Consider the following 12292-nt stretch of genomic DNA (forward strand, 5'->3'; position numbering starts at 1 on the left):
AATGTGTGGTATAGCCGGAATTATGAGTTTAAAAATTGGCAGAAATGAACTAAACAAAAAAATACAAAACATGCAATCCACATTACTTCACCGTGGGCCCAATGATCAAGGTATTTTTTTAGATCCCGATTTCCCTGTTAGCTTTGGCCATCGCCGTTTGGCGATTATTGACCCTGAGCACGGAAAACAACCAATGTTCACAGAAGATGGTCTTTTAACCATTGTTTTTAACGGAGCAATTTATAACTACTTGGAGTTACGTCGTCAACTCATACAATATGGTCACCCAATTCATTCCTATTCAGACACAGAAGTTTTACTCTATGCTTACCGGCAATGGGGTGAAGACTGTGTTGATCATCTAATCGGTATGTTTGCTTTTGCGATTTGGGATAAGAAGAATCACAAATTATTTTGTGGAAGGGATCGGATTGGTATTAAACCCTTTTATTATTTTTTCAATGATCACCAATTTATTTTTGCCTCAGAAATAAAGGCTATTTTAGCCGAAGGGTCAATTCAAGCCCAATCAAATCTACAAGGCTTACAAGATTATTTAACCTTTCAATTTTGTCTCGGAGAAAAAACCCTATTTAAGGATATTGTTAAACTAGAGCCAGGTCATTGTTTAACGGTTCATTTTAATCAGGAACGATTAGCATTGAAAGTAAGGCAATATTGGGATGTTACTTATGGTATTGATTCAGCACATGATGAAGCTTGGTTTGTCGATAATTTAGGAGCACTGATTGAAGATTCGATTAACATGCATCTGCGCTCTGATGTGCCCTTGGGCGCTCATCTTTCTGGGGGCCTGGATTCAAGTGTTGTGGCTTCGCATGCCGCAAAATTACTAACTGGTGAACAGTTAAAAACATTTACAGGTGCTTTTAATAATGGTTCACAATTTGATGAAACACCTTATGCACGAATTGTAGCGGAAGCTGCGAACACGCAATACAATGAAATATACATCCCTGAACAAGAGTTTTCTACTATTCTACCCCGGTTGATGTATCTGATGGACGAGCCTGTTGCAGGTCCTAGTTTAATACCCCAATACTATGTATCGCAAAAAGCCTCAGAGCAAGTGAAAGTTGTCTTGGGAGGGCAAGGTGGTGATGAAATTTTTATTGGTTATGCCCGATACATGGTGGCTTACCTTGAAAAAGCGTTGCTAGGCGCGATTGATCAAACCACACATCAATCACAATATGCTGTATCTCTGGAGTCTTTAGTACCCAATTTACCCTTATTACACACTTATCGCCCCATGATGAAACAATTTTGGAGCCAAGGCTTATTTGATTCCGCAGATAAGCGATACTTTAATCTGATTGATCGCAGCGCACAAATGAAGTCAGTGATCTCAGCCGATTGGATACATAATGATTACTCTTCTTTTACATCGTTTCAGTCTGTGTTTAATCGGGAAGACTTGCATTCATTGATTAACCAAATGACTTATTTTGATTTAAAAGCATCCCTTCCTGCTCTGTTGCATGTAGAAGATAGAACCAGTATGGCGGCTTCTATTGAATCACGTGTTCCATTATTAGATCATCGCATTATCGAATTTATGGCTCGTATCCCGCCAAATATTAAGTTTTCAGGCGGTCGCCTGAAGCACCTTTTTAAGGAGGCCGTATGCAATACCGTGCCAACTCCAATTATGGCAAGAAAAGACAAAATGGGATTTCCTACCCCATTAGCTCAATGGGTTAATGGTTCTGCGAAGGATTTTGTTCACGATACCTTATTGTCGAGCCGGGCACGCGAACGAGGCATTTATAATATGGAGCACATTGAATCAGCCATTCAACAGGAACAGGAATTTGGCAGAAATGTTTGGGGATTGCTGTGCTTGGAGTTATGGCACAGAATATATATTGATGGAGAGTATACCTGCTATGTCTGAAATATGCCCATCTGTATTAATGCTGACAACCGATCGTCAAATTGATAGAAGAACATTACAGCAGGCAGATAGCCTAACCCACAGTGGATGGCAGGTTACTATACTGGCTATGCCACGAGATGATCAGGTGCAGGATGATGATCCCCGTATTGTACGCATTAACATAGAAAAGCCGTCTCTTGGTTTGAGTGGTTTTTCTTTATTCTTTTTTTACAAAAAAATACGACGTTATATATCAATAAACAGTCGTTTAATGAATTTTTTAAGGCAGTTGGCATGGAGTTGTTTTGCCAATCCAGAAAAATTGTATAGTAGCCTATTTGCCAATCAATTAAAACAATACAAACCAACCGTTGTTATGGCCATTGATTTACCTACTCTACCCGCTGCGGTAATGCATGCACGACAATGTAGTGCCAAACTAGTTTATGATAGCCATGAATTATATTGTGAGCAAGAATTTTCAAAGCATGAAAAAAAACGATGGCAGGTAATTGAAAAAAAATTTATTCCTGAATGCAGTGCTGTCATAACAGTCAACCCATCTATTGCTTCAGAGCTAAAGCGTCGTTATGCATTAGACACTGTTCAAGTAATTTACAACTCTGTAACCCAGTATACGAAGCCTTTGCGTCATAAATTACTTCATCAAACACTTGAAATACCTCGAGATAAAAAAATTTTGTTGTTTCAAGGAGGTCTATCTCAAGGTAGACATTTAGATACATTAGTGCGTTCGGTAAAATATATAAAAAATGAAATGGTTGTGCTAGTGATTTTGGGAGATGGTCGATTTAAAAACGCATTAGAGCGAATGGTTCAAAAACTCAAGATAAAAAATCGAATTTATTTTCATCCGGGTGTAGCGCAGAAGGAATTACTGGCTTATACCCAGTCTGCTAATGCGGGCATTATCCCGTATCAAGCAATATGTTTAAATAATTATTATTGCACGCCTAATAAATTGTTTGAATTTATCGCTGCGGGCATCCCTATACTTGGAAGTAATTTGCCTGAAATCAATGATATCGTACTTAAAAATCAGCTTGGATTAACTGGTGATATGTCTAATGTGGATCGATTGGCTCAATTGATTGATGAGTTCTTTTCTAATCAAGAGCGGTTAGAAATATGGAAGCAAAATACTCTTAAAGCTCAATCAGATTTTTCCTGGGTCAATGAGGAGAGAAAATTATTACGGATATTCAAGGGTGTCATTGAATGAAAATCACGGTAGTCTATCAATATTATCAAGCGACAAATGCCCCAGGTCATTCACTTATTTATGATTGGACTCAGCATTTAGCAGAAAATGGTCATAATCTGACTGTTGTAGCTGGTGAAACCGGATATATGAACCGTGATACACCAACCAAGCCTTGGTATCGAAGAATCATAAGAAAAGAACAAATAGGCAAAGTAAAGGTATGCCGTACATTTACCTATTCGGAATTACATAGAAGTTATTTGGGGCGTCTTCTGAGTTTCATATCATTTTCCATATCATGCCCCATTGCTTTGTTATTTACAAAAAAGCCGGATCTAATTATTGGGTCCAGTCCGCCAATCTTTCCAATTTTTTCAACATGGCTCATATGCAAAATACGCCGAATTCCTTTTATTATGGAAGTACGCGATCTCTGGCCTGAGTCTGCTATACAAATGGGGATACTAAAAAGCAAACCATTAATTAATATCATGACCTGGATGGAAAAAATTCTATATAGTCAAGCGCATATAATCATTACCCTAACTGAAGGCATTCGTAAAAATATATGTGACCGAGGATGGACAGAAAAAAAGGTGGTTTTGGTTCGCTGTGGAGTGGACACCACAAAATTATATCCAGATCCAGAAGCGGGGATGGTTATACGTAAACGCTATCATCTTGAAGATAAGAAAATTATTTTATATTTTGGAGCATTAGGAGAAGCAAATAATATTTCTGTAATTTTAAGAGCAGCAAAGCGTCTGCAACATAATAGCAATATCGTTTTTATGTTGGTGGGCGGTGGCATGAAATTTAATGAAATCAAAAAAATGGCCGCGGATATGAAATTAACCAATTTTATTTTACATAGGGCCGTACCAAAAGAGCAAGCCAGACTCTTTATTAATGCTGCAGATTTATGTCTTGTAACACTTCTTGATATTCCATTATTTGAAGGTGCATTACCTACAAAATTATTTGATTATTTAGCATGTGGCAAGCTTGTTCTATGTGGTGTAGCAGGTGAAGCAAAAAAGCTCATCGAAAAAATACAAATTGGTTCCACATTTAAGCCAAATGATGATAACCAACTTGCTGAGTTAATTATAAATAAGTTACAAAATATAGATAATGAAACGATAGACCTTGAAGAAACAACGCAATTTATTAAAAACAATTTCAGCATGGTTAAAATGAATCATCTTATTGAGTCACTGGTGATTAAACGGCCACATAGCTAAGGAATACAGTCGCATTATTTTCAAACCATTCTATAGTATTCTGAAAAAAACGATAAAACAACTCCAACTACTCTATGATTGCAAGCTTGAGATACTCGTATGCTGGCCCAATTCTCGTTTAAAGCGACTAGTTCTTCAATCAGTTTGCGAACCAGCGGCTCATCTATTTCAAACTCATTTTCATGCATTTTTATCATAATTTGCTATGTTCCTATCTCACTCTTTAATCGCGTTTAAAAATACTTGTTCAAACTGAACGAGTATTTAAAGCCTCACGTTGATACCTGGTATTTCGTTTAGCGTGTTTCAATCCCATTGTTATAAATGTCGCAGCTGCAAGAACAAATACTAAAATGGACGGCGAAGATGCGAGCTCTGTTTTTTTAACCAGTATCAATGAAATCAAGGGAGCAAGACCTGCCGATAAACTCGCTGCAATGGAATAAAGTACCGATAAAACAGTACAACGCAAGTTAATGGGAAACATCTCTGCCAGCATCACTGGTACGGTTGCATAATAAGCTCCTGCGGGAATAGCAATTAAAGCCTGGCTTAAGATCAATTGATGTAATTCCCCATTAGATAATAAATAGAAAAATGGTTGGGACAGCACTAGAAAACCCAAGCTTGCTGCAATGACAATTTTTTCCCGATTAATTTTATCCGATAATCGCCCAATTATTGGAAAGACACACAGCAACACAACTAACGAAATGATATTAGAAATCATAATATCCTGGTCGGCGAAATTGCCAGAAAGATGTGCTTGCATGGGGCCGTAGATGTAAATTTGAAAGGTGGTAGTAACGCCAAGGCAACTTAAGAAGAAAACATATAAAGCTTGGAGTCGGTTGTTTTTTATGTAGGAAACAGATTCACCAAATAAATTTCTAAAGCGTGGCTTTGGCCTTTCAGCGTAATACATGATGTATTCCATGCTTTCAGGGATACACAACCTTATGTAAAGACCAATCGATGAGCCGAGCAAGGCTAATACAAAAGGGATGCGCCATATGAACCACTCCATATCTGGATATTTTTTGACAAAACAAGATACTGTCAGCGCAACAACTGAAGCAATCATCAATCCAGACATCGCACCAAAGGATGCCCAACTGCCAGAATAACCTTTATTGCTGTCTTCAGCATTCTCAACCAAATAAGCAGAGGAGTTAAGATATTCAGCACCACAGGAGAAACTTTGGATAATTCTGAGAATGAACAACAGGCATACGGATGCGATACCGATGGTGCTGCTGGGAGGTATGAAGCCAATTAAAGTGGTTGAGATGCCCATGGTCAGGATGGAAGCTGCCAGAATAATTTTCCGGCCATACATGTCAGACAACAACCCCATCACCATGGCTCCAATCGGTCTAGCCAAGTAGCCGGCAAAAAAAGTTAGAAACACCAATACTAATCCAATGGCCGCATTGCCCATTAGATATTTGGCCAAGTAAACTGACAACAAGCCACAAATAGCCATGTCAAAGGATTCAATCAGATTACCCAAAGTACCCGCCAAAAGGATTCGAGTTTGATGTTTCATCATGTCTATACCTTTTTTTGTAATTCAGTCATGGTCGTTAAACTGTCTTTATCTTCCACATGATCAAAAAATAAAAACCCATTGAGATGATCAATTTCATGCTGAAGGATTCTTGCTTCCAATCCGGAGGCTTTTTTACTTACCTGATTTCCATCCACGTCAAAGCCGGTATATTCTATCTCCATTGCCCTGGGCACTTCACCCATTAACTCACCGCAGTTCAGGCAGCCTTCATAACCCGTTTGAATTTCATCAGACAGAATCTTGAATGCTGGATTAATCAGTGCTGTATCCGGAACAGGATGCTCTGGCTTACGACGTTTGGTGTATGCAGTACCAAAAACAATAACTCGTTTGCTGATCCCAACTTGGGGTGCCGCGACACCCACCGCCCCTTTGTCTGCCATAATTGAAAATAAGTTCTTAACCAATTCTCTTAGCCAATTGCTGCCAAATTCTGTCTCTGCGACAGGATCTGCTGTTTGCCGTAATATGGGATCGTCTTTATCCAGTAGTGTTTTCATAAGGCACCTTATTGTTAGTAATTAATCGTAAATGTGGCTTTGAGTTTGAAAACTTGGTTTTATCCAGCATAGGAATGGACTCTATTATTTTTCGCAAGCAAAAATTACCCATGGCCATAAATTTCTTGAGCTGAATAGGCGCTTGTTGCTCTATGGTTATATCCGCTGACCTGAAGCCAAAGGAAAATACAACACGATATCCAGCATAATCAGTGGGCATGGAAAACCCACTTGCCAGTCGCTGATCAGCCTGTTTGTAACAGTAAAGCTCTTGTGCATGTTCAGGATGATAGAGATCAGCCCATAAGCGAGGTTCATCCTGATAGATAAATGCAGGTTGAAAGCTACCGTCATGAATCCAAAGGTTATGTTCAATCAGATTTTGTTCAATAGACGGGTGTGAAGACAAAAAGAATATCTGATTTGCTTCGTTAATTAGGGCGATGGACAGGTAATCGGTTTCAACCTGACCAAGCACATCGGAAAATATCTGACGCAGTGTTTGAAAATGCTCAAACAAATAATTCTTTGCTTTGGGGTGAAGAATGACTTCTACAACTGCTACATCCATTTGCCGTAACATCTCAAACAAATTGATCATGCCGATGGCGATTTTTCTCATAGGATGAAATCGAACCAATGGCCAGATCAATAATTTTTATTAAATTTTCTTTCGGAGTGTCTATAGAACGCACCTCCTTGATCAGTCCTAATACAAAATCGGCGTAATCGTTATCACTGACAGGCGTATTCTGGTACAGCCGATGACTTTGTTTTAACAAGTAATGCAAAAGGGTATCATCGAGAACTGTTTCTTTAGATGCGGGTGTTTCTTCATCCCCAAACAGCAGCCAGCCTGGTTTTATCTCAAGTTGATTTGCAATTTTGCTCACTTTGTCAAAATCAGGAAGCGCATCCCCTCTGATGTAACGCCGGCAGATCTGCTCAGATGCACCGGTAAATTCAGCCAGCGTTCGAATACAAATGCCTTTCGGAGATCGTGAAGCGGTATGCCCCTTGTCTTTCAAGGTTTGAATCAGCCTATTAGCGAACGCTTGATAAGGTCCCTTTGACATGATGTTATCCTAGATTGATTAATTTCAAAAAATGTAACATATAAATTGATATCATTCAATATCATATCTTACATTAATATAAATTTCTTACAAAACACTATTGATATTATTTTTATTATCGTTTTAATATTGATTTCGCTACATGAGATTGTTTGTAATTAAAATAAAGACGAACAGGGCTTAACACTTGTTTTACAGGAGTATGATGCATGTATATCGATCAAAAAATAAGCATTTACAAGGGTATTATTCAGTATCTGCTTGATTCTACCGCTTACCCATTACAACGAATTGCAAATTTATCCAATTCTTCAGCGCAACATTTACAGGCCATTTATGAGCGGGGTTGTTTGCCCAACAACTCAAATGTAGAGATCAATCTTCTGAAGTTGTTCACAACCATTATCGACATGGAGCTGAAGGACCAGTGGAAAGCTCACTATAAAAATGCCAGGCAATAAGAAATGGAGAATTCATCATGCACACAAATCAAAATAAAATACCGCAACAAATTTTATTCATCACTGATCTGGAAAAATTGATTGGGCGAAACCGGCTGACGTTAAGACGGTGGTGGACCAGTGGCAAGTTCCCTGAGCCAATAAAACTGAACGGCACAACACTTGCCTGGCATGTTGAAACCGTTAATCATTGGATTAACCAAAAGATAAAACAGCAAATTGGTTAATTAATAACGTAATGAAGCAGGTAGATTACCTGCTTTTTTATGCCGAATCGTTATAACCCATAGACTGTCATTTTAAATGGGTTACTTCTCGTCCTTGGACAACGATTTTTTAGGCTTAAGGAAATTATCTGAAGTCACAACCTTTTGTCCTGTTTTTTCTTCTAACTCCTTGCGAGCCTTCTTGGCAATACCACCGCCTTGTTTGCTGGCTTTTTTGTTTTCCTTCATCCCCGTAGCATTGGTTGTTTCAGCAATTTGTCGGGTGGATAGTTCTGCCAAAGCTGTGAAAATAAGTTCGGCTTCACTCATATGATCGCGCAGGTTTTGTGATTTGAGGCCCTTTGCTTTTTTGTGATCTTTAACGCTAATATCTGCCCATTCTTGATGAATGATATTGGTTAAAATAGCAAATTCTTTCGACTCTTCAATACCATGCTCTTTCCAATAATCAGTGAGTTTATTGCGAGTCTCCTGCCCCATCATGCGTTGCTGAATCCATTTTTCGCTGTAGCCATGCTTTTGCCAAGTTTCCCTCGCTCTATCAAGTGAGCGGGATGGATCAGCCATTTCTTGCATTCGTTCATAACCTACTTTTGCGAGCCATAATTTGATAGGCTCGGCTTTTGGGCTGGGTACTGATTGAACAAGACGTAAAATCACTTCGGCGGAAGCCACGTCAGTGAGGTATTTCTTGCCATCAGCTGCTTCTAATTTCAGTCGGTGACAATTTGTCACCGACTCATTTCCCTCTTTACGTAAACGTTCTTTGAGCTTATTCCAATATTTTCTGGCTAATTGGTACTCTGGCTGATCAATCAATGCCTGAATAATATCAATAACAGAAAAATACCAAACTTCATTTTCTTCATCATATATACGACGAATTTTATATTGTTCAAAAATTGCTGGATTACTAACCATGATAATTTCCTTGTTTGAATTGCTTAGATTTGCCATGTAAATATTATTTCTGTTGAGCATCTGGTAATTGATTTAACAAAGCACGCTCTCGCTCAAGCTCTTTTCGTAATTCTTCTTCACTTGGTAAATAAGGCAAATATTTTGAGGCAAATAATTGTTTGCTCTCTGAAAGCACAGAGTACTTGGCAACAGCTTCACTTTTCTGGCTGCAGAGTATTAGTCCAATAGTGGGATTGTCATCTGAGGTCTTTCTTTGCTCATCGTAAATGCGCACATAGGTATCCATTTGCCCAACATCCTGATGAGTTAGCTTGCCTAATTTCAAATCAATGAGCAAAAAGCACTTAAGCTTAAAATTATAAAACACCAGATCAATGTAAAAGTCTTCATCTTTTGTACTGATCCGTTGCTGTCTGGCAACGAAAGCAAAGCCTTTGCCCAGCTCAAGTAAAAATTGCTGTAAATTATTCATAAGTGCCTGTTCAATATTGGTTTCCAGTATTGAGCTATAAGGCAGGTTTAAGAAGTCAAGAACATAGGGATCTCGAAGGTACTCTTTCGGATTTGTTTGCAACGGTTGAGTCTTTGCTTCTGCTTCATCCAGAACCGATTGCTTGTCTTTGCTGGATAATAAACGCTCATAGTATAATGTGCTGATTTGCCTTTCTAGTGCTCTGGTGCTCCAGTTTTGCTCGATACATTCTTTTAGATACCAGTCGCGTGCAGACGGGTTTTCAATCCTTAGCAAAGTCCGGTAATGTGTCCAGCTTAATTCGGTACGCACTGCGTTCCATTTTGGGTAGGCCATATAAAAAGCCCGCATGTTTCGTAAATTACGTTCATCAAACCCTTTGCCAAATTCTGATTTTAACTGTCGCGACAGTTCTTTTAATAGCTGCAAGCCATAATCAGCCCTTTTTTCCCCATGTTGTTCATGTTCAACAATGACTCGACCAATATGCCAATAGGTTTGCACCATGGTGGTGTTTACCGTATTTTGCAAATGGGTTCTTGCCTCGCTGAGGATGGTTCGTATTGATGTCAAAAGCTCAACATTGGTTGGAATTAAATTGCTCATAAAAGTTAACTCATTCTGTTAGTATTAATTCTTGCACCAGATTCTGGATACACTCAGCCCATTTTTCAAGGGCTTCTTTTCGCTGGGGCAGCATTTCATTTTTATTGTATGTAGCCATAATCCTCGGCATTTTATGACCAAGGCACTTTTCAATCACCACTGGATCAATTTGTAGCGTTTCACCAAGTTGAGTAGCAAACGTTCGGCGCAGATCATGCGCTGTCCAAGCTGGAATGCCAACTCGGTCATGAATACGGCGTATTGCACGAGGCAGGGCATTTTCATCCAATGGTTTATCGGCAATCATACCAGGCAATACATATTGAGTAGTACTGGCTTCTTTCAATTGTTTAAGAATGGCTAAAACCGGTGCCGCCAGATGAATTTTAACCAGAATACCCCCTTTGGTATTTTCTGGCGGTATCGTCCACTGAGCATTATCAAAATCAAATTCATCCCAGGTTGCCAGACGTATTTCGGCGGTTCTAACACCAGTAAGAATAATGATTTTAATAGCGGCTCTGGTTTGCAACGACATATGACAGTCCTCACTACCGAGGAATTCCCAGATTGCCTTAATTTCTTCCAACTTTAAATTGCGCTCTCTTGGCTTTTCAAGTCCACCGATATCACGTGCACGGATATTATTGGCAGGGTTCATCAACATAGCGCCACGACTTACCGCATAGTTAAAGGCTTGTTTTAATGAACTCAGTACCCTGTTTGCATGCACCGGCGCACCTCGGGAAACAATGGCATCCAATGCCCTGGTAATATCCATTGGCTGGATGGCATTTAGTTCCATATCACCAAGTAAGGGAATAATATCCCTATCGATTTGTTTTCTTATCTGTAATGGTTTTTTATGATGTTTTTCTACATAACGCTCGTACCATGTATTGAATAACTTTTCTACGGTGTAGACATCCTTGGATTTTGTCTGTTTGTGATGTTCAATTGGATTAATTCCCTCTTCTTTAAGGCTCTGTGCATTTAAGAGTAATTCTCTTGCTTGCTTCAGAGTCACGGCAGGATATTTCCCCAAAGTCATTTTTTGCCTTTTACCATTCAAAGTAAACCGGTAGATCCACGATTTACTTCCGCTGGGCATAACGCGTACACCCAAGCCACTTGATTCTATTTTCTCATACCAGCTTTTTTCGGATTTTAAATTTTTGATAAAGCTATCGATAAATTTCATATCAGTACCAGTTATTCTTGGTACCTATTTTGGTACCAATTTTTATGTATACATGTGATAATAAATGATAGCCTATGAAATATCAATTAATCTAGCAACCCATATTCAGCAAGGTTTATAAATGAATTTGAATTTCTTTGATATGGAATGATACTAAATAAAAATTGACTGTTAATCATTAGGTCGGCGGTTCGAGCCCGTCCCGGGGAGCCATTCCAAATATTCAAATGACTTCTCAAACGCTCGTAATCCTTCGTAATTCGGCTCTTTCCCATTTAAGGGGGCAGCTATTAATCACCCGCAGAGCACCTTAACACGCACTCTATAATTTTCAAAATTTCTAAACCCATAAGCTCTTCGCTGAATGAGTTTCATTTTGCGATGAAACCCTTCTGTGATTCCATTTGATTTACTAAACCGCCACATTCTGGCGACTTCATCTTTCCAAGCTCCCAGTGTCTTACCCAGTGAAGCTAAGGCTTTAAAAGCACTTTGTTTTAATTCAGTAAGCATGTCTAAGAAGGTAGGTATTACTTTACGACATGCCTTTTGAGTTAAAGCTCTTTTCATTAAAAGAGAATGAAGTTGTTGTTGGAATCGATAGATTGCATCGATAGCCGGATTTTGAATTAAAAAAGCGTCTCTTTTAGCCCTCTTTTCTTCACTCAGGTTATCAGGCCTGGTTCTCAATAAGGCTAAGATACCTCTATTGCTTTTTATTTCACTGGAGAGTTCTCGGTAAGTCATCATACATTGATGTTGAATTAAACGAATCACATGGAATCTATCGGCAACTATCATTGCATTAGGAAAGTATTTTTTTACAATAGACCGATAGGTACTACTTAAGTCCATACAGATGACTTTAACTCGTTCTTTCCCAGGC

General features: G+C 38.9%; 14 protein-coding genes. 5 read left to right on the forward strand and 9 right to left on the reverse strand.

Going from position 1 to position 12292, the window contains the following annotated elements; genetic code table 11:
• The first annotated feature begins 1 nt into the window (after position 1).
• The 3 genes from asnB to E1O52_RS05580 are packed head-to-tail and all read left to right on the forward strand — an operon-like array spanning position 2 to position 4369.
• Positions 2–1918 (forward strand): asparagine synthase (glutamine-hydrolyzing), encoded by a 1917-nt coding sequence (gene asnB, locus E1O52_RS05570; RefSeq protein WP_133127710.1) that lies wholly within the window; start codon positions 2–4, stop codon positions 1916–1918.
• Entirely contained in the window at positions 1911–3143 is a 1233-nt protein-coding gene (locus tag E1O52_RS05575; RefSeq protein WP_165474717.1) for a glycosyltransferase, read from the forward strand. The genes asnB and E1O52_RS05575 overlap by 8 nt, the downstream gene beginning before the upstream one ends.
• Entirely contained in the window at positions 3140–4369 is a 1230-nt protein-coding gene (locus E1O52_RS05580) for a glycosyltransferase family 4 protein (protein ID WP_133127712.1), read from the forward strand. Before E1O52_RS05575 ends, E1O52_RS05580 begins: the two co-directional genes overlap by 4 nt.
• Positions 4370–4389: 20 nt before the next feature.
• On the opposite strand, the gene E1O52_RS13155 is transcribed toward E1O52_RS05580, so the two are convergent.
• The 5 genes from E1O52_RS13155 to E1O52_RS05600 are packed head-to-tail and all read right to left on the reverse strand — an operon-like array spanning position 4390 to position 7518.
• Positions 4390–4566 carry a hypothetical protein gene (locus tag E1O52_RS13155; RefSeq protein ID WP_165474718.1) on the reverse strand — a complete coding sequence of 59 codons (177 nt, stop codon included), beginning with the start codon at positions 4564–4566 and terminating at the stop codon, positions 4390–4392.
• A gap of 50 nt (positions 4567–4616) precedes the next feature.
• Positions 4617–5918 (reverse strand): MFS transporter, encoded by a 1302-nt coding sequence (locus E1O52_RS05585; RefSeq protein ID WP_133127739.1) that lies wholly within the window; start codon positions 5916–5918, stop codon positions 4617–4619.
• A gap of 5 nt (positions 5919–5923) precedes the next feature.
• Positions 5924–6442: a peptide deformylase gene (gene def, locus E1O52_RS05590; RefSeq protein ID WP_133127713.1), complete on the reverse strand. Its 519-nt coding sequence runs from the start codon at positions 6440–6442 to the stop codon at positions 5924–5926.
• A complete protein-coding gene (locus E1O52_RS05595) occupies positions 6423–7064 on the reverse strand; it encodes a flagellar biosynthesis protein FlgJ (protein ID WP_242602170.1) in 642 nt (213 codons plus the stop codon). Before E1O52_RS05595 ends, def begins: the two co-directional genes overlap by 20 nt.
• A complete protein-coding gene (locus tag E1O52_RS05600) occupies positions 7027–7518 on the reverse strand; it encodes a helix-turn-helix domain-containing protein (RefSeq protein ID WP_133127715.1) in 492 nt (163 codons plus the stop codon). The genes E1O52_RS05595 and E1O52_RS05600 overlap by 38 nt, the downstream gene beginning before the upstream one ends.
• A 209-nt stretch (positions 7519–7727) precedes the next feature.
• Here E1O52_RS05600 and E1O52_RS05605 point away from each other — a divergent pair, with 209 nt between their 5' ends.
• Complete coding sequence (locus tag E1O52_RS05605) at positions 7728–7979, forward strand: hypothetical protein (RefSeq protein WP_133127716.1); 252 nt, start codon at positions 7728–7730, stop codon at positions 7977–7979.
• Positions 7980–7996: 17 nt separating this feature from the next.
• On the forward strand, positions 7997–8206 hold the full coding sequence (locus tag E1O52_RS05610; RefSeq protein ID WP_133127717.1) for a helix-turn-helix transcriptional regulator: 210 nt from the start codon (positions 7997–7999) through the stop codon (positions 8204–8206).
• Between the two features lie 81 nt (positions 8207–8287).
• Here the strand turns inward: E1O52_RS05610 and E1O52_RS05615 are convergent, their stop codons facing one another.
• The 4 genes from E1O52_RS05615 to E1O52_RS05635 form a co-directional block, all read right to left on the reverse strand.
• Positions 8288–9127 carry a BRO-N domain-containing protein gene (locus E1O52_RS05615; RefSeq protein ID WP_133127740.1) on the reverse strand — a complete coding sequence of 280 codons (840 nt, stop codon included), beginning with the start codon at positions 9125–9127 and terminating at the stop codon, positions 8288–8290.
• A 43-nt stretch (positions 9128–9170) separates the two neighbouring features.
• Positions 9171–10205, reverse strand: a complete 1035-nt coding sequence (locus E1O52_RS05620; RefSeq protein ID WP_133127718.1) for a PDDEXK nuclease domain-containing protein — start codon at positions 10203–10205, stop codon at positions 9171–9173.
• Between the two features lie 10 nt (positions 10206–10215).
• On the reverse strand, positions 10216–11406 hold the full coding sequence (locus E1O52_RS05625; RefSeq protein ID WP_133127719.1) for a tyrosine-type recombinase/integrase: 1191 nt from the start codon (positions 11404–11406) through the stop codon (positions 10216–10218).
• A gap of 294 nt (positions 11407–11700) precedes the next feature.
• Positions 11701–12292: transposase (locus tag E1O52_RS05635; protein ID WP_165474719.1), on the reverse strand; the 592-nt coding region annotated here is incomplete at its 5' end.

This window comes from Legionella nagasakiensis, assembly GCF_900639915.1.
GTDB classification, from domain to species: domain Bacteria; phylum Pseudomonadota; class Gammaproteobacteria; order Legionellales; family Legionellaceae; genus Legionella_A; species Legionella_A nagasakiensis.

Coding starts and splice junctions, on each gene's coding strand:
- asnB (WP_133127710.1), top strand. CDS start 2: ATGTGTGGTATAGCCGGAATTATGAGTTTAAAAATTGGCAGAAATGAA.
- E1O52_RS05575 (WP_165474717.1), top strand. CDS start 1,911: ATGTCTGAAATATGCCCATCTGTATTAATGCTGACAACCGATCGTCAA.
- E1O52_RS05580 (WP_133127712.1), top strand. CDS start 3,140: ATGAAAATCACGGTAGTCTATCAATATTATCAAGCGACAAATGCCCCA.
- E1O52_RS13155 (WP_165474718.1), bottom strand. CDS start 4,566: ATGATAAAAATGCATGAAAATGAGTTTGAAATAGATGAGCCGCTGGTT.
- E1O52_RS05585 (WP_133127739.1), bottom strand. CDS start 5,918: ATGAAACATCAAACTCGAATCCTTTTGGCGGGTACTTTGGGTAATCTG.
- def (WP_133127713.1), bottom strand. CDS start 6,442: ATGAAAACACTACTGGATAAAGACGATCCCATATTACGGCAAACAGCA.
- E1O52_RS05595 (WP_242602170.1), bottom strand. CDS start 7,064: ATGAGAAAAATCGCCATCGGCATGATCAATTTGTTTGAGATGTTACGG.
- E1O52_RS05600 (WP_133127715.1), bottom strand. CDS start 7,518: ATGTCAAAGGGACCTTATCAAGCGTTCGCTAATAGGCTGATTCAAACC.
- E1O52_RS05605 (WP_133127716.1), top strand. CDS start 7,728: ATGTATATCGATCAAAAAATAAGCATTTACAAGGGTATTATTCAGTAT.
- E1O52_RS05610 (WP_133127717.1), top strand. CDS start 7,997: ATGCACACAAATCAAAATAAAATACCGCAACAAATTTTATTCATCACT.
- E1O52_RS05615 (WP_133127740.1), bottom strand. CDS start 9,127: ATGGTTAGTAATCCAGCAATTTTTGAACAATATAAAATTCGTCGTATA.
- E1O52_RS05620 (WP_133127718.1), bottom strand. CDS start 10,205: ATGAGCAATTTAATTCCAACCAATGTTGAGCTTTTGACATCAATACGA.
- E1O52_RS05625 (WP_133127719.1), bottom strand. CDS start 11,406: ATGAAATTTATCGATAGCTTTATCAAAAATTTAAAATCCGAAAAAAGC.